We start from the raw sequence: 20,462 nt of genomic DNA, 5'->3' as shown, positions 1-20,462 counted from the left end.
TTAGTCGGAGAAGCTGTCGCGCTCGCCGATGGCGTCACGACGGCCGTGACCGTCGGGAGGGCGGTCGTGGTCGCGCCCGTCGTCGCGGGGGCCCCCCGGCCCCCCCTGGTAGGGGGGCTGGCTGTGGGGGCCCGGGGCCGGGGGGGGGGGGGGGGGGGGGGTGCGGGCGGGGGGTTGCCGCGGCCCCCCCCCCCCCCGGGGGGCCCCGGCCCGCGGGCGCGGGGCGCCCCCCCCCCCCCCCCCGCCCCCCCCCCGACTAGGCCGAGACGGACACGGAGATTTCGTGCAGTCCGGTGGCTCCGTTGGGTGCGACGTCGGCGGTGGCCGACGTCTGCACGAGGCCAGCAGAGTCCGTAGCCCGCACCTTGACCGCGTGTTCGCCAGCGGTCGCATCCGGCCAGGTGTACGCCCACTGCCGCCAGGTATCGACCGAGATCGGGTCGGCGAGCGTGGCGTCCTGCCACGGGCCGTCGTCGATCTGCACGGCGACGGCGCTCACGCCCACGTGCTGGGACCAGGCGACGCCGGCGACGACAACGGACCCGGCGGGAACCGAGGTTTTGGCGCGGGGCACGTCGATGCGGGAGGAGAGCTTGACCGGCCCGAGTTCGGACCAGCCCCGCGGGGTCCAATAGCCCTGCTCCTGGTCGAAGCGGGTGAGCTTGAGCTCGACGACCCACTTCGTCGCCGACACGTAGCCGTACAGCCCGGGCACGACCATGCGCACCGGGTAGCCGTGCTCGAGCGGCAGCGGTTCACCATTCATGCCGACGGCGAGTATGGCGTTTCGCCCGTCGGTCAGCGCCGAAATCGGGGTGCCGGCGGTGAAGCCGTCCTGGCTCGTGGAGAGCACCATGTCGGCTCCGCTGGTGGGTTTGGCCCGGGCCAGCAGCTCGCGAATCGGATAGCCGAGCCAGATGGCGTTGCCGATCAGGTCGCCGCCGACATAGTTCGACACGCAGGCCAGGGTGGTCGTGCTCTCCTCGAGCGGCAGGGCCAGCAGTTCGGCAAAGTCGATCTCCACCTCGTTTTCGACCATGCCGGTGATTCTCAAGCGCCAGGTGGTCGGGTCGATGCGCGGCACACTCAGGGCGGTGTCGATGCGATAGAAGTCGGCGTTCGGCGTGATCAGCGGGGTGATACCCGCCACGTTGAGGCTCGCCCCGGTCAAAATGGCGGTTGCCCGAACGGATGCCGGGGGCAGCGTGAACAGCGCGCGTGCGGCATCCGCGGCCCGGGTCGCTCCGGCGCTGAGCTGGCCGCCGATCAGGGCGAGAAGTCCGACACCCGCGGTGATGGCGGTGTACACCAGAAAGCGGCGGCGATCGGGGCCGGGAACAGCCTCGCTCGGTGGCGGTGGACTCACTGGCAGTCGGGTGGTGAGAAAAGTCAGCGCGATGGCCGCGACTCCCATAGCGACGACCGCGGGTACCGCGTCGAGAGTGGAGGCGCTGGAACGGGAGAGCGCCGCGAACAGGGCGATCGCGCCGATGAGCACGACGAGCAGACGGCCAAACGGCGGGCGTCGACTCTCGAGAATACCGGCGAGGGCCGCGAGTACGAGCAGCACGAGCACGATCGTCACGATGAGCACGATCTTGTCATTGCTGCCGAACAGGCCGATCACGAGATCTTTGACGCCGGCCGGAACAATGTCGATGACGAGGGCGCCAACCGTGAGCACGGGGCTCGCGCCGGGCGCGATCCACGCGGCGGTCAACTCGGCCAGGCCGAGGCCGGAAAGGGCGGCGGCGAGTCCGGCGCACGCCGGGCGCCAGGGTCGCACCACCGTGGGGGCGCGCGGCCGGGTCAGGGTGTTCGATGGGTCGGGGATGGACATATCGCCAGCCTAGAACGGGCGGCTGTGATTACCACCGCGCACGGGCGCCGAAGCGGTTTCGTCAGAGATCCGTCACACCGTGTGGGCTGCAGCCGGTGGCTCATTCAAAAGATCGCGTCGAATTCGCCCCGATTGTGTTGCACACGGGGTGCCCGCGGCCGGATTTCCTGAATCAGCCATGGTGGACGAGGGGCTGGGTGCCCGTTCGGCAGGTGGGAAGCACCGAAGTAGTGCAGTCTTGAGGGACTATGTCTCTGCTTGCGCGCCTCGAAAATGAAACCGACCCCGACTCTCTCTTCGAGGCGTTCGAAGGCTGGGCGACCGAGCAGGGCCTCGCGCTCTACCCCGCGCAGGAGGAAGCGGTCATCGAGATCGTGTCCGGCGCCAACCTCATCCTGAGCACCCCGACCGGAACCGGCAAATCGCTCGTGGCCGTCGGCGCACATTTCGCGGCGCTCTCGGCCGGCAAACGCAGCTTCTACACCGCGCCGATCAAGGCCCTCGTGAGCGAGAAATTCTTCTCGCTGGTCGAAACCTTCGGCGCTGAGAACGTCGGCATGATGACCGGCGACTCCTCGGTCAATGCCGACGCCCCGATCATCTGCTGCACCGCTGAGATCCTCGCCAACCTCGCCCTGCGAAACGGCGAAGACACCGAGGTTGACCTCGTCGTGATGGACGAGTTCCACTTCTACGGCGACCCGGACCGCGGCTGGGCGTGGCAGGTGCCGCTGCTGCTATTGCCGCGGGTGCAGTTCATTCTCATGTCGGCCACGCTCGGCGATGTGAAATTCATCAGCGATGACCTGACCCGGCGCACCGGGCGAACCACGGCCATCGTCACCGGTGTGGAACGACCGGTTCCGCTCAGCTATTACTACGAGCAGACGCCGGTGCACGAAACCGTCGAAGAGCTGCTGCACACCGACAAAGCTCCGGTGTACATCGTGCACTTCTCCCAGGCGGCCGCCCTCGAACGCGCCCAGGCGCTCGCGAGCGCCAAAGTCGCCACCCGCGAACAGCGTGACGTCATTGCCGAGCTGATCGGCGAGTTTCGGTTCACCACGAGCTTCGGCAAGACCCTGTCGCGGCTCATTCGCATGGGAATCGGAGTGCATCACGCCGGCATGCTGCCCAAATACCGCCGGCTGGTGGAGCAGCTCGCGCAGCGCGGCTACCTGCGCGTAATCTGCGGCACTGACACCCTCGGTGTCGGCATCAACGTGCCCATTCGCACCGTGCTGTTCACCGCCCTCACCAAGTATGACGGCGTGAAAATGCGCCAGGTAAACGTGCGCGAGTTTCACCAGATCGCCGGGCGGGCGGGCCGGGCCGGCTACGACACGGCGGGTACCGTTGTCATTCAGGCACCGGAGCACGAAACCGACAACCTCAAGGCCATCGAGAAGGCCGGCGACGACCCGAAGAAGAAGCGCAAAATCGTGCGGAAGAAGGCGCCGGATGGCTTTGTGTCTTGGGGGGAACCGAGCTTTCGCCGATTGGTCGACGCCGAGCCGGAGACCCTGTCGTCGAGCATGCAGATGACCGCGGCGATGCTCATCAACGTGATCGGACGCGGCGGCGACGCCTTCGCCCACGTGCACTCACTCGTGTTCGACAACCACGAACCGTGGCGGCGCCAGCTAATACTGGCCCGACGTGCTCTGGGCATCTACAAGACCCTCCGCGAAGCCGGCATCGTGCAGCAGAGCGCGGGTGGCAGCATCCGATTAACCGTTGACCTGCAGGCGAATTTCGCGCTAAACCAGCCGCTCTCGCCGTTTGCGCTGGCCGCCTTTGAGCTGCTCGACCCCGAATCGTCGACCTACTCGCTCGACATGATCTCGATTCTGGAGTCGACCCTCGACGACCCGCGACCGGTGCTCTTGGGGCAGCAGTTCGCGGCCCGGGGTGAGGCCGTGACTGCGATGAAGCGGGAGGGCATCGAATATGACGAGCGGATGGCGCTGCTCGAGGAGATCACGCACCCCAAGCCGCTCGAAGAGCTGCTGAACTACACCTTCGACACCTACAAAGCTTCCCAGCCGTGGATCGCCGACTTTGAGCTGCGGCCCAAGGCCGTCGTTCGGGACATGTACGAGCGGGCCATGTCGTTTGGCGAGTTCATCGCGTTCTACAAACTTGCCCGCAGTGAGGGCGTTGTGCTGCGTTATCTCTCCGACGCGTATCGGGCGGCCCGGCAGACCATTCCCGATGACGCCAAGAACGAAGACCTGCTCGACCTTATCGAGTGGCTCGGCGAACTCGTGCGCCAGGTGGACTCGAGCCTGCTCGACGAGTGGGAAGAACTGCTGCATCCCGATCTCGCCGCGCACGAGGCGGGCGCAAACACCATTCTGCCGCCGCCGCCGCGCCGGCTCACGACCAATGTGCGGGCATTTCGCATTCTGGTGCGTAACGAGCTGTTCCGCCGGGTGCAGCTGGCCGCGTTGGAGCACTACGACGAGCTCGGCGAGCTCGACCGGGAGCACGGCTATTCGACCGATGTCTGGGCCGACGCGATGGATGGTTACTTCGCCGAGCACGATGAGGTGCTCACCGGCGGCAACGCGCGCAGCTCTGACCTGCTGCTGATCGAGGAGGGCACCGAGGAATGGACCGTGCGTCAGATTCTCGACGATCCCGCCGGCGACCACGACTGGGGGATCAGCGCGAGCGTCAACCTCGCCGACTCCGACGAGTTCGGCGCCGCGGTCGTGCGCGTGACCGGCGTGAACCGGCTGTAGCAGTGCGTGCTGGCGGCGCGTGCCCGCGGGCCTGGCCGCGCACGCCCGCTGTGCACACCCGCTGTGCACACCCGCTGTGCACACCCGCTGTGCACACCCGCTGTGCACACCCGCTGTGCTCGCCCGTGCGCTAGGCGCCGGGTGCGCTCAAGGGAGCGGTGGCGTCGGCGGCCCACTCGTTGAGCGAGCCGTCGTAGATCGAGACGTGGTCGTTGCCGGCGCGGGTGAGCGCGAGGGCGCTCGCAGCGGCAGCGATACCGCCGCCGCAATAGGTCACGAGGTGCCCAGATGCCGCCGCGGCCGGGGCGAGCGCCTTGTCGAGCCGGTCTCCGCGCAGGAACGCGTTCGTGGCGGGGTCGACGAGCTGGCCGGCGGGCAGGCTGATGCTGCCGGGAATGTGTCCGGCGCGCGGGCGTGACCCCGCCGTGCCGGCGAATTCCGCCGGTGGCAGTGCGCAGACGAGGGCGGCATCCGCTTCGCCGGCGACGATCGACTCGACGAAACTCTTCTCGACCCACAGCTCGGGACGAGGCGTTGCTGTGAAAGCGCCGGCGACCCGCGGGCGCACCTCGCCGGTTGCGAACGGGCGCTTTTCGGCGTGCCACTTGGTGAGACCGCCGTCGAGAACGGCGACATCGTCGTAACCGAAGGCGCGGAACAGCCACCAGATGCGTGCGGCCCACTGACCGACAACGGCGTCGTAGACGACAACGGTCGTGTCGTTGTCGATGCCGACGGATGCCGTTGCCACCTCAAACTGTTCGGCGCTCGGTCGGGAGAAATCGAATGCACCGGTCGGGTCGGAGAAGACATCGAACAGGTCGGCGAACACGGCGCCGGGGATGTGCCCCGTGGTGAGGTAGTCCTCTTTCCCGCTGAGGTAGCGCGGCCCGTCATCGGACGGTGCACGGGCGAACACGGTGGCGTCGAGGATGACCAGGTTGTCGGAACCCAGGTGATCGGCAAGCCACTGGGTGGAAACGACGGGTGAAGACGGAACGGGTGAACTCATGCTGCAAGGTTAGTGGGGCCCACCGACAACGGACGAAACCGACACCGGTCCACGGTCATCCGGCGACTCGCAACACCGGCGGCACACCCGGTGCCGGTGGCTAGCGGGTCGTGGTCCAATCCAGGTTGATGATCTGCTTGATATAGATGTTCTCGCCGACTCCGGGCACCGAGGGGTTCATGGTGAGCAACAGCTGCACCGGAATATTGAATCGTTGGGCGATGTCGAAAAAGGCGTCGCCCGCGACGACCGTATAGCTGAGCAGGGCTCCTGCACCGTCAGCCGTTGGGGTGCCGCGGGCCCCCGGTGTGCTGCCCAGGTCAGCGGCCGGCCCCTGCGGCAGCGGCACGGGCTCCGCGTTGGGAACGAGGTCGGGCACCGCCGGGTTCGGTATGAGCGCCGCCTCCTGGGTCGGCGTGGGCGTGGGCGTGGGTGTCGGGGTAGCGCTCGGCGTGGGCGCGGGCGCGGGCGTGACGGTCGGTGTGATGGTCACCGTGACGGTCGGTGCTGGTTCGCTGGCGCAGCCGGCCACCGTCACCAGCAGCAGAACGGCAACGATGATGCCCCACGGACGGCGTGCAAGTGTGCTGCGAATGGTTCAACCCTTTCCACGAGGCGCGCGGCGACCTCGACGATGCACGCGTTTGGCCAGCTTAGGCCCAGAAAGTAGCGCAACAATAGAGATGACTACCCCCGTTCGGGGCCGCCCGGTCAGCACTCGATGACATTCACCGCGAGGCCGCCCTCGCTGGTTTCCTTATACTTCGTCATCATGTCCAGTCCGGTTTGCCGCATGGTTTCGATCACCGTGTCGAGGGAGACCAAGTGGGTGCCATCGCCGTTCAGCGCCAGACGGGCCGCCGACACCGCCGTCGACGAAGCGATCGCGTTGCGCTCGATGCACGGCACCTGTACCAGTCCGCCGACCGGGTCGCAGGTGAGTCCGAGGTGGTGTTCCATTGCGATCTCGGCCGCATTTTCGACCTGTCGGGGTGTGCCGCCGAGCACCGCGCAGAGCGCACCGGAGGCCATGGCGCAGGCGGCCCCGACCTCGGCTTGGCAGCCGCCCTCGGCCCCGGAGATGGACGCGTTGGCCTTCACCAGCGAGCCGATCGCGCCAGCTGTGAGCAGATACCGACGGATCCCGGCGGCATCCGCGCCGGGAACGAAGCGCAGGTAGTAGTGGCCGACGGCCGGGATGATGCCGGCCGCACCGTTGGTCGGCGCGGTGACGACACGCCCGCCGGCCGCATTCTCCTCGTTCACCGCGAGCGCGAAGGCGTGAAGCCACTCGGTTGAGGTGTCTCGGTCGCGCAGCGACAGGCCGTCATAATCCTCCAGGCGCCTGCGTACCGCCGCTGCCCTTCGCTTGACTCTGAGGCCGCCCGGCAGCACGCCGGTGGCGGTGAGTCCGGCCTCCACGCAGGTGTGCATGGCACTCCAAATGGCGTCGAGCCCCTCATCGAGTGCTGCTGCGCCGTGAATCGCCTCTTCGTTGCGGCGGGCGACCTCGCAAATCGTCAGGTCGTGGGCGTCGCACAGGGCGAGCAATTCTGCGCTGGAATCGTAGGGGAGTGGTTGCGGGGCGGTGACCTGGGCGCTCGAGCGTTCGGTGCCCCGGCGAATGAACCCGCCACCGATCGAGTAGAACGTCTCCTCGAGCAGCGGGGCAGCATCCGCTTTGCTGTCGGTCGCCCACGCCGTGAGCGTGAGCGCGTTGGGATGCCCCGGCAACCGGGTGCGGGGCTCAAAGCGCACGTCATTCACGCTGATCGGAATGCTGTGCCCGCCGAGCAGGGTGAGCGTGGCGCCGGCGGCGAGGCCAGACCAGGCGCCGCGCACCTGGTCGGGGTCGCAGGTTTGCGGGCTCAGACCGGTCAGGCCGGCCAGTACTGCATCCGGGGTGCCGTGGCCGAGACCGGTTGAACCGAGCGATCCAAAGAGCGAGCAACGGATGCGCCCCACCTCGCCCAGGCGGCCGGTCGCCCCGAGGTCTTCGGCGAACACGCGGGCAGCCCGCATCGGACCCACCGTGTGGGAACTGGACGGACCGATTCCAATGGAAAACAGGTCCAGGGCGGAGACGTACGCTGTCACGGTCTTCATGCTACGGCACCCCGACGTGGGCGTTGCTCCACCGACGCCCCGCACCGAGACGTGGGAAGCATTCTCTGGTGCTCTCCACAGGAGAGCCCCGCTGCGTTCAGACTGAGGCGGTGTCTCACGCTGCTCATCCCTCTTGGGTACCAGCAGCCGACCACCGTGCACACCACGAGCCAGGCCGCCTCCCCGAGGGGAAGCGGCCTGGCTCGTTCTGCGTGCTGCGTGCTGCTAGTGCGTGCGGAAGCGCTGCACCATGGGGCAGTCGAACGGATCGCGCGCGGCCAAACCGACCTTATTGAGGTAGGCGATGACGATGCCGTAACTCTCGAAGACGCCGGTTTCGGTGTACTTCACGTCGTGGGAGAGACAGTATTCCTTGGCGATCTCCTGCGCCTTGCGCAGGTGTGGGCGGGCCATGTTCGGAAACAGGTGGTGCTCGATCTGGTAGTTGAGTCCACCCATGTAGGTGTCGATGAAGGTGCCACCACGGATATTGCGGCTGGTGAGCACTTGGCGGCGCAGAAAGTCGACGCGGCTTTCGGCCGGAAGCTGGGGCATCCCCTTGTGGTTGGGGGCGAAGGAAGCGCCCATGTAGACGCCGAACACGGCCATCTGCACGCCGACGAAGGCGAACGCCATGCCGAGCGGCAGAAAGTAGAAGACGACGGCGAAGTAGGCGGTGATGCGGGTGACCAGCATCGTGATCTCGACCCAGCGTTCGCTCACCTTGTTCTTGCCGAAGACGGTTTTGAAACCCTGGATGTGCAGGTTGATGCCTTCGAACATGAGCAGGGGAAAGAACAGGTAGCCCTGCTTGCGGGTGACGAAGGAGCCGAGCCAGCTGACGTGCTTGGCGTCGTTCTCGGTGAACACGATGAAGTCGGGCTCGATGTCGGGGTCCTTGCCGAGTACGTTCGGCTGGGCGTGGTGACGGCTGTGCTTGGTCATCCACCAGGCGTAGCTGATGCCGACGAAGAGGTTGGCGAGAATGCGCCCGGCCCGGTCGTTGGCCTTGCCGGAGGTGAACACGGCGCGGTGCGAGGCTTCGTGGGCCAGAAAGGCGAACTGGGTGAAGATGAGGCCGAGGGCGGCGGCGATGATCAGCTGGTACCAGGTGTCACCGAGCAGAACGAAACCGGCCGCAGCGCCCAGGGTGGCCGCCACGAGAATGGAGAAGACCATCCAGTAGAAGCCGGTGCGACGGCCGAGAAGGCCGAGATTACGCACGGTGTGCAGCAGCGCCGAATATTCGGTTGTGGGATTCTTCGTGTCTCCACCCGGCCGGGTCCTGATGATTCGGACCGAGGGTGCGGCTAGTGCTTCCGACATGAGGCCTTAGTGGTTCGGGACTTCTCAGCCGGGACGTGAGCAATTACTCGTGGAGCAGATACCGTCAGTCTACGTTTGTGACCCCCGCAGTTGTGCTCAATTCACACGCGTTTCTCAGTCATTATATGCCAAAAATGGAATGTATCTGACCGATCTATCCCCAACTCGGCATCCATATGTGGAGCTGCCAGAACGAGAACGGTGTCTGCATTCCGGTCCACACGGGGAAGAAGAATGCGGTGAGCAGGAGTGCAACCCCCAAGCCCACGGTTACGGCGATCAGGGCTCCGGCACGCGGTTGGGGGTCATATTCGCACACCTGCGAATGTGCTGAACGCGCGCGTCTCGGCCGTGCCTGATCGGGAATTCGCTTGAGTATCAGACCGATGACGAACGTGAGGCCCAGTAGCAGGTACGGTTCGAAAGCAATGGTGTAGAACTGAAAAACCGTGCGGTTCAGATACATGAGCCACGGCAGGTAGCCGGCCACCATACCCATCAGAATGAGGCCGACCCGCCATTCCCGGTATCGGGCCAACCGGTACACCAGGTAGAACAGCGCGGCCGTCGCCGCCCACCAGATCAGCGGGTTGCCGACCGAGGTGATGGCCTCGGAGCAGTTCTGAAACTGGCAGCCGAATTCGCCCTGGCTGGAACCGCGGTAGTACATGCTGGTCGGCCTGATCATGAACAGCCAGGTGAGTGGGTTTGCCTGGTACGGATGCGGTGTGGCCAGCCCGACATGGTACGTATAGGCGGACGCCTGGTAGTGCCAGAAACTCTGCAGGGTGTGCGGAACCCAGGCGAGCGGCCCGGTCCAGGCCGCGCCCGCCTCGTCGGCCCACTCCCGGTAATATCCGCCGCGGGTGACAAACCAGCCCGTCCACGACACCAGAAAGGTGGTGACGGCCACGGGGACCAGGAGCAGAAATGTGGCCGGAGCCTGCTTGAGAATGGCGGCACTGATCCAGAAGGACACGCCGTTGCGCCGCCGGGCGAGCGCATCGACCACGACGAGGTAGATGCCGAAGGCGGCCAAAAAGTACAGTCCCGACCATTTCACCGAGCTGGTCAGTCCGAAGGCGAGGCCTGCGGCAAGCAGCCAGGGGCGCCACCACAGTGTGGGGCCCCAACCCGGCGCTGTTGCGCCCGTGAGGGCTTTTGCTCGTTGCGTGGACAACCGGGTGGCGAGCCTGGTGGCATGCCACTGCCGGTCCATCAGGATTGCGCCGAATCCGAGCAGCGCGAAGAACATGACGAAGTTGTCGAGCAGTGCCACACGGCTCATGACGATCGCGTGGCCGTCGATGGCGAGCAGAAAACCGGCGATCAGGGCCAGTAGACGAGACTGAAACAGGGTGCGTGCCACGAGCATGATGAGCACCACCGCGAATACCCCCACGACGACGGTCGCCAGGCGCCAGCCCCACGGGTTTTCCGGGCCGAGCACATTCATGCCGAGGGCGATGAGCCACTTGCCGAGCGGCGGATGCACCACAAAGGAGGGATCCGTCGTGAAGATATCGGTGTGCCCGGCCTCAAACCGGGGATTGGAGTCAACCGGCCAGGTTGACTCGTACCCATTGTTAGAGAGCGTCCAAGCATCCTTGACATAGAAGGTCTCGTCGAACACGAGCTCGTGCGGTACGCCGAGGTTCCACAAACGCAGCACGGCGGCCAACAGGACCACTGCGAGGGGCGCGCCCCAGCGAACCCATCGACTAGTTGCGAGCACCTGACCATCGTATCGAGCGCCCGTCGACCGTACGTTCGGCGCAGGCTGCGAGAATTGCAGCATGATCATCCTTGCTGCCACCCCGATCGGGAACCTCGGTGACGCCTCCCGGCGCCTGATCGAGACCCTGACGACCATCACCATCGTGGCCGCCGAGGATACCCGCGTCACCGTGCACCTGCTCAAAGCCCTCGGAATCGAGAACCGGCCCAAGCTCATCGCCCTACACGACCACAACGAACGTGGCAAGGCGGCCGAGCTCGTCGAGCTGGCCCGCGACGTGGATATTCTCGTGCTGAGCGACGCCGGCATGCCCACCGTGTCTGATCCCGGCTTTCATTTGGTGGATGCCGCGGTGGCGGCCGGCGTGCAGGTCACAGCCCTGCCCGGTCCCTCCGCCGTGCTGACCGCCCTCGCCGTCTCGGGACTGCCGACCGACCGGTTCACCTTCGAGGGGTTTCTGCCGCGCAAGCATGGCGAACGGGTCAAACTGCTGCGTGACCTCGCCGCCGAACGCCGCACCATGGTGTTCTTCGAATCGCCCAACCGCCTGGCCGATTCGCTGCTCGACCTCGCCGCAACGCTCGGCTCTGACCGCCGGGTCGTGGTCTGCCGGGAACTGACCAAATTCTTCGAAGAGGTCAAGCGCGGCACGGCGAGCGAACTGGCCGAGTGGGCCGCCACGGGCGTGCGCGGCGAAATCTGCGTCGTTGTGGCTGGTGCTGACGTGCGGGTACTGGACCTGGCCATGGGCGTGGCTGAGGTGCTCGATCTGGTGGCCGGCGGCATCCGTTTGAAAGATGCCGCGGCCGACGTGTCGGCGGCCAGCGGACTGGGCAAGCGCGAACTCTACGAGCACGCGTTGCGGGCCAAGTCCGGTGCGCCGACGCCGAAACCCGACCGGTCGGCCTTTCCCCTCGGCTGACCCTCTCGGCTGATCCCCTGGGCTGACTCCGGAGCTGATCGGCACGCGCCGGGCGTAACAGGGCCAGACGGCCGGCCCCCGCCGCATAAGATGAACGCATGTCCGCAGGCTCTTTCTACATCACCACGCCCATTTTCTACGTGAATGATGTGCCGCATATCGGTCACGCCTATACCGAGGTGGCGGCCGACGTGCTCGCGCGCTGGCACCGGCAGTCGGGCGACGACGCCTGGCTGCTCACCGGCACCGACGAACACGGCCAGAAGATCCTGCGCACCGCGATCGCCAACGGTGTGACGCCGAAGGAATGGGCCGACCGTCTGGTCGAGACCGCGTGGAAGCCGCTGCTGAAGACCGTCAACATTGCCAACGACGACTTCATTCGCACCACCGATGAACGCCACGAGGTGAACGCGCAGAAGTTTCTGCAGCACCTGCACGACGCGGGCCACATCTACACCGGCGAGTACGAGGGCTACTACTGCGTCGGGTGCGAGGAATACAAGCAGACCAGCGATCTCGTCGACGGCACCGGCGACTACACCGGCCAGCCCGTCTGCGCGATCCACTCCAAGCCGGTCGAGCTGTTGCACGAGAAGAACTACTTCTTCAAAATGAGCGCCTTCGCCGACCGTTTGCTCGCCCTGTACGAGGAGAACCCCAACTTTGTGCAGCCGGAAGCGGCCCGCAACGAGGTCATGTCTTTCGTCAAGCGCGGCCTGAGCGACCTGTCGATCTCGCGGTCGAGCTTCGACTGGGGCATCAAGGTACCGTGGGACGAATCGCACGTCGTCTACGTCTGGTTCGACGCGCTGCTCAACTACATCACCGCGGCCGGTTACGGCCAGAACGATGACGAATTCGAGAGCCGGTGGCCGGCCACACACATCGTCGGCAAAGACATTCTGCGTTTTCACGCCGTCATCTGGCCGGCCATGCTCATGGCCGCCGGCATCGAGGTGCCCAAGCAGGTATTCGGCCACGGTTGGCTGCTGGTCGGCGGCGAGAAGATGAGCAAGTCCAAGCTCACCGGCATCGCCCCGAGCCAGATCACGGATACCTTCGGCTCCGACGCGTTTCGCTACTACTTCATGCGCGCCATCAGCTTCGGCCAGGACGGCTCGTTCAGCTGGGAGGACCTGTCGGCCCGATACCAGTCCGAGCTCGCCAACGGGTTCGGCAACCTCGCCTCCCGCGTGATCGCCATGGTCGTGCGCTACTGCGACAGCGTCGTGCCCGCCGCCGGCGCGTTCACGACCGACGACCTGGCTATTCAAGCCACCGAAAAGCGGGTGACCGAGGCCGCGGCGGCCGCCATTGACAAGCTCGCCATTCACGACGCCCTCTCCACCGTGTGGGAGCTCGTCGACGAGCTCAACGGCTACATCACGCTGCAGGAACCGTGGGCACTCGCCAAGAACCCCGAAAGCCGCGAACGCCTCGGCACCGTGCTGCACACCGCCGTGCGCGGACTCGGCACCCTCGCCGTGCTGCTGTCCCCGGTCCTTCCGGTCGCCACCGGCAAACTGTGGACCGCCCTCGGCGGCGACGCAGCCCTCGCCGACCAGCGTGTCGACCGGGCCTGGGAGTGGACCGGCGGCGCTGCGGTGCGCGCCCTCGAACCACTGTTCCCGCGCATCGAATCGTTCGTGGAGCCGACCGATGGCTAGCGACTCGCCTGTCAACGGATACGGAAGCGCCATTCGCCGCCGCGAGAACACCGCGGGCCGCGACCTGAGCTACCCGCCGCTGCCTGAGCCACTCACGGTTCCCGTTTACGACAACCACACCCATCTTGAAATCGCCGACGGGGAGCATCCGCTCGGCTATCTTGAACAGCTTGACCGCGCCTCAAGCGTCGGCGTGCGCGGAGTGATCCAGGTCGGCGGCGACGTTGAAACATCACGCTGGTCGGCCGCCGCGGCGCTGATCGAGCCACGCATGCTCGCCGCCGTGGCCATTCACCCCAATGAGGCGCCCGCTCTTGAAACGGCCGGCACCCTCGACGACGCCCTCGTCGTGATCAACGAACTCGCCGGGCAGCCGCGCGTGGTCGCGGTCGGCGAGACCGGCCTCGACTTCTTTCGGACCCCCGAAGCCGGCCGCGCCGCCCAGTTTCGCTCCTTCGAAGCACACATTCGCATCGCCAAGGAACACAACCTCGCGCTGCAGATTCACGACCGTGACGCCCACGAGGCCGTGATCGAAACGCTGCTGCGGGTCGGTGCCCCCGAACGCACCGTCTTTCACTGTTTCTCCGGCGACGTCGACATGGCGCGGCTGTGTGCCGACCACGGCTGGTACATGTCCTTCGCCGGCAACGTCACGTTCAAAAACGCCGACAACCTGCGCGCCGCTCTGTTCGCCGCCCCGCGCAACCTGCTCCTGGTCGAAACGGATGCGCCGTTCCTCACCCCCCTGCCCTACCGCGGCCGGCCCAATGCGCCCTACCTGCTGCCGAACACGCTGCGCGGTATGGCCGCCCATCTCGAAACGGATGTCTCCCTGCTCTCCGCTCAAATCACCGCCAACACTGAGCTGGTCTACGGGCGTTGGGACGCCGAGCCCGTCACCGCCGCCCACGATGACCCTCGCCCCGACCCGACTCCGCGCGGAGGCCTCGCATGACCGGCCGTCACAGTGCCGACGTGCATAACCCCACCCCGTCGGTGGAGCCTGTCGCGATCAATCCGACCCCGTTCGTCGAGCCCACCCCGTCGCTGGAGCCTGTCGCGACCACCCGCGCCGACGCCAAGGTCTCGACAAGCTCGACCAACGGTCCAGCCAAAACCCTCCTCGGCCCCGCCGAGATTCGAGACCTCGCCGAAATGCTCGGCGTCAACCCGACCAAGAAGCTCGGCCAGAACTTCGTCATCGACGGCAATACCGTGCGGCGAATCGTGAAGGTCGCCCGGGTCGCGCCCGGCGACACCGTCGTCGAGGTCGGCCCGGGCCTCGGCTCGCTCACCCTCGGCATGATCGAGGTCGGCGCGAGCGTCGTCGCCGTCGAAATCGACGATCGCTTGGCCGAGCAGCTGCCGCTCACCGTCGAACTCATGCAGCCGGGTGGCCAGCTCACGGTCATCCGCGCCGACGCCCTGAAAATCACCGAGCTACCCGGCGATCCCACCCGGCTCGTCGCCAACCTGCCCTACAACGTCTCGGTGCCGGTGCTGCTCTACCTGCTCGAACACTTCGCGTCGATTCGGTCCGGTGTCGTCATGGTGCAGGCCGAGGTCGGCGAACGCCTCGCCGCCCCGCCCGGCAATAAGATCTACGGCAGTCCCAGCGTTAAAGCCGCCTGGTACGGCGATTTTCGCACCGCTGGCAAGGTGAGCCGCCAAGTGTTCTGGCCGGTTCCGAACGTCGACTCGATTCTTGTCGCCTTCGAACGCCGCGCCGCGCCGCTGGAATCCGAAGAGCTGCGCCTCAAGACCTTCGCGCTCGTCGACGCGGCTTTTCAGCAGCGCCGCAAGATGCTGCGCCAGTCGTTGTCGGTCGTTCTCGGAGACTCGGCGGCGGCATCCGCTCTAATGACGGCGGCGGGAATCGACCCGACGACGCGGGGCGAGCAGCTCACCGTGCACGACTTTCTCGCCATTGCGCGCGTCTGGACGCCCGCGTAGCAGCAGCGGCGGTCGGTGCGAGCCGACAGGCTGGGCTAAGTTAAAAGTATGATGACGACCGCCGGCACCACCGTTGTGCACGCGCGGGCGCCCGGCAAAATCAACGTCTTTCTCAAAGTCGGCGCCGTCATGGAAGACGGCTATCATGACCTCGCGACCGCCTATCAGGCTGTCTCCCTGTTCGAGGAGGTGCGGGCCAGCCCGGCGAGCGACTTTTCGGTGGAGTTCAGCGGCAGCATTGACACTTCCGGCCTCGCCACCGATGGCAGCAACCTCGCCATCAAGGCGGCCCAAGCCCTCGCCCGCCAAGCCGGCTATCGTGGTGGCGTTCACCTCGAGATCGAAAAGAACGTGCCGATCGCCGGCGGAATGGGTGGCGGCTCGGCCGATGCGGCAGCCACCCTGCTCGCCTGCGATACCCTCTGGGGTACCAGCGCCACCAAGGACGAGCTACTTGCCATCGCCGCCCAGCTCGGCGCCGACGTGCCGTTCTCCTTCACCGGCGGCACCGCCATCGGCACCGGCCGCGGCGACCAGCTCAGCCCGGCCCTGGCCAAGGGAAAGTTTCAGTGGGTGCTCGCCCTTGCCGACTTCGGAATGTCAACGCCCGGCGTCTACCAGGAGCTCGACCGGCACCGTGATCGCCACGCGCAGGACATCTTTCCGGCCGAGCATCAGCCCTCCGTCGATGCGAACGTGCTGCAGGCGCTGCGGGCCGGCGACCCGCATATGCTCGCCGACGTGCTGCATAACGACCTGCAGGCCCCCGCGCTGCACCTCGTACCGGGCCTCGGCAAGGTGCTGCAGCTCGGCGAAGAGAACGGCGCGCTCGCCGGCATCCTCTCCGGCTCCGGCCCGACCGTGGCCTTTCTGGTAGCGGATGCCGACAGCGCGCTCGAACTGCAGGTCGCGCTCTCCGCCTCCCGACTCCGCGTCGTGCGCGCCACCGGCCCGGTGCACGGTGCCCGCCTCACCCACGACTAGCGTCACACTGCACCGTGCCCGGTGTGGGAGGCAGTCGATCGGCTCGGCTACGGTCGTGCCGTAAACTTGCAAGCTATGGCACATCTTCTCGGGGCTGAGTCCCTGCACCTCGAATTCCCCACCCGCGTCATCTTCGACAGCGTCACCGCCGGCCTCAATGAAGGCGACCGCATCGGCGTCGTGGGCAAGAACGGCGACGGTAAGTCCACCCTCATGCGCCTGCTGGCCGGTCGCATGGAGCCCGATGAGGGCCGCGTCACCCGCCGTCGCGGAGTCACGATCGGCATGCTCGACCAGTCCGATGATCTCGCCTCGGGCCAGACCGTCGGCCACACCATCGTCGGCGGCATCGAAGAACACGTCTGGGCGGGCGATGCCAAGGTGCGTGACGTCATCGGCGGCCTCGTGCGCGACATTCCGTGGGACGCCCTCGTCGATGACCTCTCCGGTGGCCAGCGCCGCCGGGTGGCCCTCGCCGCCGTGCTGATCGGTGACTACGACGTCATCTTTCTCGACGAGCCCACCAACCACCTCGACGTGGAGGGCATTTCCTGGCTCGCCGGTCACCTCAAGACCCGTTGGGCCGCCCAGAGTGGCGGACTTGTGGTCGTCACCCACGACCGATGGTTCCTCGACGAGGTCTGCAACATGACCTGGGAGGTGCACGACCGCCTGATCGAGCCTTTCGAGGGCGGCTACGCGGCCTACATTCTGCAGCGCGTCGAGCGCGACCGTATGGGTTCGGTGGTTGAGGCCAAGCGCCAGAACCTCATGAAGAAGGAGCTGGCCTGGCTGCGCCGCGGCGCGCCGGCCCGCACCGCGAAGCCCAAGTTCCGCATCGATGCCGCCAACGTGCTGATCGAAAACGAGCCGCCGCCCCGCGATACTGTCTCAATGCAGTCGATGGCCATGCAGCGCCTCGGCAAGGACGTCGTCGACCTCATCGACATCGGCGTGAAGTTCGGCGACAAGACCGTGCTGAACGACATCACCTGGCGCATCGCGCCGGGGGAGCGCACCGGCATCATGGGCGTCAACGGCGCCGGTAAGTCGACCCTGCTCAATCTCGTCGCGGGCACCCTGCAGCCCACGACCGGCCATGTGAAGCGGGGCAAGACAATCAAGGTCGCCGTGCTCACCCAGCAGCTGTTCGAACTCGACGAGATTCACAACGACCGTGTCAGCGACGTCATCGGCCGTCAGAAGACGAGCTACATGGCCGGTGGCAAGGAGATCACCCCCGGCCAGATGCTCGAACGCATGGGCTTTCTCAGCGCCCAGCTCACCACCCAGGTCAAGGACCTCTCCGGTGGACAGAAGCGGCGCTTGCAGCTGCTGCTGATCGTGCTCGACGAACCGAACGTGCTCATCCTCGACGAGCCCACCAACGACCTCGACACCGACATGCTCGCCGCCATGGAAGACCTGCTGGACTCCTTTCCCGGCACTCTGCTCGTCGTCTCACACGACCGCTACCTGATCGAACGCGTCACCGACAACCAGTACGCGGTCATGGACGGCGGCTTTCGCCACCTGCCCGGCGGCGTCGACCAGTACCTCGAGGTGCGCCGCAAGGCGCTCGCCGGTCCCGCCGCCGGTTCACCAGCGGATGCCCCCGCCTCGTCCAAAAAAATCCCCACCCTCGGCGGCGCCGAACTGCGCAACGCGCAGAAAGAGCTCGGCTCGATCGACCGCAAGGTGGTCAAGCTGCAGGAGCGCATCGCGCAGAAGCACGAAAAGCTCGCCGCCCACGACCAGTCCGACTTCGCCGGTCTTGGCGCACTCGGCGTGAAGCTGACCGAACTCGAAGAGACCATCGCCACGCTCGAAACCCGCTGGGTCGAACTTACCGAGTTGATCGAGGGCTGACGTCGCAGAAGCTGTGACGCTGTGTGTCGGTGCAGGCCACGCGTCGCAGCTTCGGCACGTATCGTTAAGGGGTACCTGCGCAGCCGCGGTACTTCAGCCCCGCGTGGGCGCATCCCTCTGGTTTGACCGGTGGATCCGGTCTGCCCGCGAGCAGTCGACGCGATGCGTTCTTTGATGTTGCGTTGTGCGTTGGCGGGGGCATCCGCTGTAGGTAATACCCGAGACATACCAAACCCAGCCCATCCGAAGGAATCACCGTGAAGAAGACCGTGAAGAACAAACTACTCGCCGCGCTCGCCGTTGCCCCGCTCGTCGCCCTGCTGGCCGGCTGCGCCGGAGCCTCCTCCGAATCCGCCACCGGCACCGACGGTGACGCCATCAAGATCGGCGTCGTCGGGGCCAGCGACCCGTACTGGGCCGTCTACACGAAAGCCGCTGCGGCCGAGGGCATCGAGATCGAGATCGTAGATTTCGCGCAGTACCCGCAGGTCAACCCCGCCCTCGCCGCCGGTGAGGTCGACCTCAACCAGTTCCAACACATCGTCTACCTCGCCGAGTACAACGAGGCGAGCAGCGAAAATCTGGCCCCGATCGGCGCCACGGCCATCTTCCCGCTCGGCCTGTACTCGACCGAGCACAGCGACATTAAAGACATCGTGAAGGGCGACACCGTTGCCGTGCCCGACGACGACAGCAACCAGGCCCGCGCGCTCGTCCTTCTCCAGTCCAAGGGACTCATCAAGCTGAAAGACGGCGGCACGATCTTCTCGAGCCTCGACGACATCGACGAAGCGGCCTCCAAGGTCAAGGTCACGGCCCTCGACGCCTCTCTCACCGCAAGCTCGCTGCCCGATGTCGCCGCTGCGGTCATCAACAACGATTTCGCCGAGAAGGCCGGACTCAAGTTCGAAGACGCCATCGCAACCGACGACGCGGCCGATCCGAGCGTACTGCCGTACGTCAACGTCTTCGCCTCGCGGGACGAGGACAAGGGCAATAAGACCTTCCAGAAGCTCGTCGAGATTTACCAGAACACCCAGGCCGTCCAGGATGGCGTTTTCGCTGTGTCCGGCGACACCGCCGAAATGGTGACCACCCCGGCGTCCGATCTCGCCGAGTCGCTCGCCGCGGTTCAGGCTGACATCAAGGCCGCCCAGTAAGCATCCGTTTCACGAGCACCGCAGTCCAGGGGGAGCACGGGCCCGGGACTGCGGTGTTGTTTCAAGCGGTAACACGGAAGATGAAGTGAGCGAGGCAAACGGATGGCTGTAGTCAGTCTGCGCAATGTGGGCAAGGTATACCCACCCACGACCAAGGACGGCGCGAGTGTCACGGCGCTCGACGGTGTGAGCCTCGACGTCGAGGCCGGGGACATTTACGGCATAATCGGCTACTCCGGTGCCGGCAAGAGCACCCTGGCGCGCCTCGTCAACGCCCTCGAACGTTCGAGCTCCGGCGAGATCTGGGTGAACGGGCAGAACATCGCCGTGCTGCGTGAGCGCGATCTGCGCCAGGTGCGCCTGGGCATTGGGATGATCTTTCAACAGTTCAACCTGCTCGGCTCCCGCACGGTGGCCCGTAATGTGTCCTACCCGCTCGAAGTGGCCGGGTATCCCAAGGAACAACGCGCCGCCCGGGTGGCCGAACTGCTCGACTTCGTCGGCCTCGCCGACAAGGCCGGGTCGTTTCCCGATCAGCTCTCCGGCGGCCAGAAGCAGCGCGTGGGGATCGCCCGCGCCCTCGCCACGCAGCCGAGCATCCTGCTCGCCGACGAGGCAACGAGCGCCCTCGACCCGGAAACCACCCATGAGGTGCTCGCACTTCTGAAACGGGTGAATGCAAAATTCGGGGTCACCATCATCGTGATCACCCACGAAATGGATGTCATCCAGACCATCGCGACCAAGGTCGCCGTAATGGACCAGGGCCGGGTCATCGAGCGCGGACCCGTCTTCGACGTGTTTTCGAACCCGCAAGCCGCGGCATCCGCTCGATTCGTCTCGACCGTGGTCAAGGGCGTTCCCTCGCCAGCCGAACTCGCCGTGCTTCGCGAGCGGCACGGGGGCCGCATCGTGACGCTGGCCTTCCGTGACAGTGCGGTCGACCAGAGGGCCGTCTTCGGCGAGCTCTCGCGGGCCGGAGTGGCGTTCGAGGTCGTCTACGGCGGCATTAACGAAATTCAGGGGCGCCCGTTCGGGCATCTCACCCTCGCGCTCACCGGCGCTGACCCGGTCATCGACCAGGTGCTCGCCCACATTCGAACGATCACCTCCGTCACGGAGGTGCGCTGAC

General features: G+C 66.1%; 15 protein-coding genes. 9 read left to right on the top strand and 6 right to left on the bottom strand.

Annotated elements, in window-relative coordinates; translation table 11 throughout:
- Positions 1–256: 256 nt before the first annotated feature.
- On the bottom strand, positions 257–1,840 hold the full coding sequence (locus LH475_RS11755) for a molybdopterin-dependent oxidoreductase (protein WP_196843166.1): 1,584 nt from the start codon (positions 1,838–1,840) through the stop codon (positions 257–259).
- A 248-nt stretch (positions 1,841–2,088) separates the two neighbouring features.
- Between LH475_RS11755 and LH475_RS11750 the strand changes: the two genes are divergently transcribed.
- A complete protein-coding gene (locus tag LH475_RS11750) occupies positions 2,089–4,587 on the top strand; it encodes a DEAD/DEAH box helicase (protein WP_297414175.1) in 2,499 nt (832 codons plus the stop codon).
- Positions 4,588–4,717: 130 nt separating this feature from the next.
- Here the strand turns inward: LH475_RS11750 and LH475_RS11745 are convergent, their stop codons facing one another.
- From LH475_RS11745 to LH475_RS11725, 5 genes are all read right to left on the bottom strand, one after another.
- Positions 4,718–5,599 (bottom strand): rhodanese-like domain-containing protein, encoded by an 882-nt coding sequence (locus LH475_RS11745; RefSeq protein ID WP_196843168.1) that lies wholly within the window; start codon positions 5,597–5,599, stop codon positions 4,718–4,720.
- A gap of 100 nt (positions 5,600–5,699) precedes the next feature.
- Positions 5,700–6,092, bottom strand: coding sequence for a LysM domain-containing protein (locus tag LH475_RS11740; protein ID WP_297414172.1), 393 nt, complete (start codon positions 6,090–6,092; stop codon positions 5,700–5,702).
- A gap of 218 nt (positions 6,093–6,310) precedes the next feature.
- Positions 6,311–7,696, bottom strand: a complete 1,386-nt coding sequence (locus LH475_RS11735) for an L-serine ammonia-lyase (RefSeq protein WP_297414182.1) — start codon at positions 7,694–7,696, stop codon at positions 6,311–6,313.
- Between the two features lie 234 nt (positions 7,697–7,930).
- Positions 7,931–9,031 (bottom strand): fatty acid desaturase, encoded by a 1,101-nt coding sequence (locus LH475_RS11730; protein ID WP_196843171.1) that lies wholly within the window; start codon positions 9,029–9,031, stop codon positions 7,931–7,933.
- Positions 9,032–9,185: 154 nt separating this feature from the next.
- Entirely contained in the window at positions 9,186–10,766 is a 1,581-nt protein-coding gene (locus tag LH475_RS11725; protein WP_297414170.1) for a phospholipid carrier-dependent glycosyltransferase, read from the bottom strand.
- A gap of 61 nt (positions 10,767–10,827) precedes the next feature.
- Here LH475_RS11725 and rsmI point away from each other — a divergent pair, with 61 nt between their 5' ends.
- From rsmI to LH475_RS11685, 8 genes are all read left to right on the top strand, one after another.
- Positions 10,828–11,691: a 16S rRNA (cytidine(1402)-2'-O)-methyltransferase gene (gene rsmI, locus LH475_RS11720; RefSeq protein WP_196843173.1), complete on the top strand. Its 864-nt coding sequence runs from the start codon at positions 10,828–10,830 to the stop codon at positions 11,689–11,691.
- A gap of 98 nt (positions 11,692–11,789) precedes the next feature.
- Positions 11,790–13,361, top strand: coding sequence for a methionine--tRNA ligase (metG, locus tag LH475_RS11715; RefSeq protein WP_297414167.1), 1,572 nt, complete (start codon positions 11,790–11,792; stop codon positions 13,359–13,361).
- Complete coding sequence (locus tag LH475_RS11710; protein WP_196843175.1) at positions 13,354–14,319, top strand: TatD family hydrolase; 966 nt, start codon at positions 13,354–13,356, stop codon at positions 14,317–14,319. Before metG ends, LH475_RS11710 begins: the two co-directional genes overlap by 8 nt.
- A 200-nt stretch (positions 14,320–14,519) precedes the next feature.
- A complete protein-coding gene (gene rsmA / locus LH475_RS11705) occupies positions 14,520–15,317 on the top strand; it encodes a 16S rRNA (adenine(1518)-N(6)/adenine(1519)-N(6))-dimethyltransferase RsmA (RefSeq protein ID WP_297414180.1) in 798 nt (265 codons plus the stop codon).
- Between the two features lie 51 nt (positions 15,318–15,368).
- Complete coding sequence (locus LH475_RS11700; protein WP_196843315.1) at positions 15,369–16,301, top strand: 4-(cytidine 5'-diphospho)-2-C-methyl-D-erythritol kinase; 933 nt, start codon at positions 15,369–15,371, stop codon at positions 16,299–16,301.
- Positions 16,302–16,376: 75 nt separating this feature from the next.
- Positions 16,377–18,170 (top strand): ABC-F family ATP-binding cassette domain-containing protein, encoded by a 1,794-nt coding sequence (locus tag LH475_RS11695; protein WP_196843177.1) that lies wholly within the window; start codon positions 16,377–16,379, stop codon positions 18,168–18,170.
- Between the two features lie 257 nt (positions 18,171–18,427).
- Positions 18,428–19,330: a MetQ/NlpA family ABC transporter substrate-binding protein gene (locus LH475_RS11690; protein WP_297414165.1), complete on the top strand. Its 903-nt coding sequence runs from the start codon at positions 18,428–18,430 to the stop codon at positions 19,328–19,330.
- A 102-nt stretch (positions 19,331–19,432) separates the two neighbouring features.
- Entirely contained in the window at positions 19,433–20,461 is a 1,029-nt protein-coding gene (locus tag LH475_RS11685) for a methionine ABC transporter ATP-binding protein (RefSeq protein WP_196843178.1), read from the top strand.
- The last annotated feature ends 1 nt before the right edge of the window (position 20,462 follow it).

This window comes from Cryobacterium sp. (assembly GCF_026786305.1).
In the GTDB taxonomy this organism is placed as follows: Bacteria; Actinomycetota; Actinomycetes; order Actinomycetales; family Microbacteriaceae; genus Cryobacterium.
The sequence above is the reverse complement of the archived record's forward strand: the minus strand, read 5'-3'. Positions and strand labels throughout refer to the sequence as shown.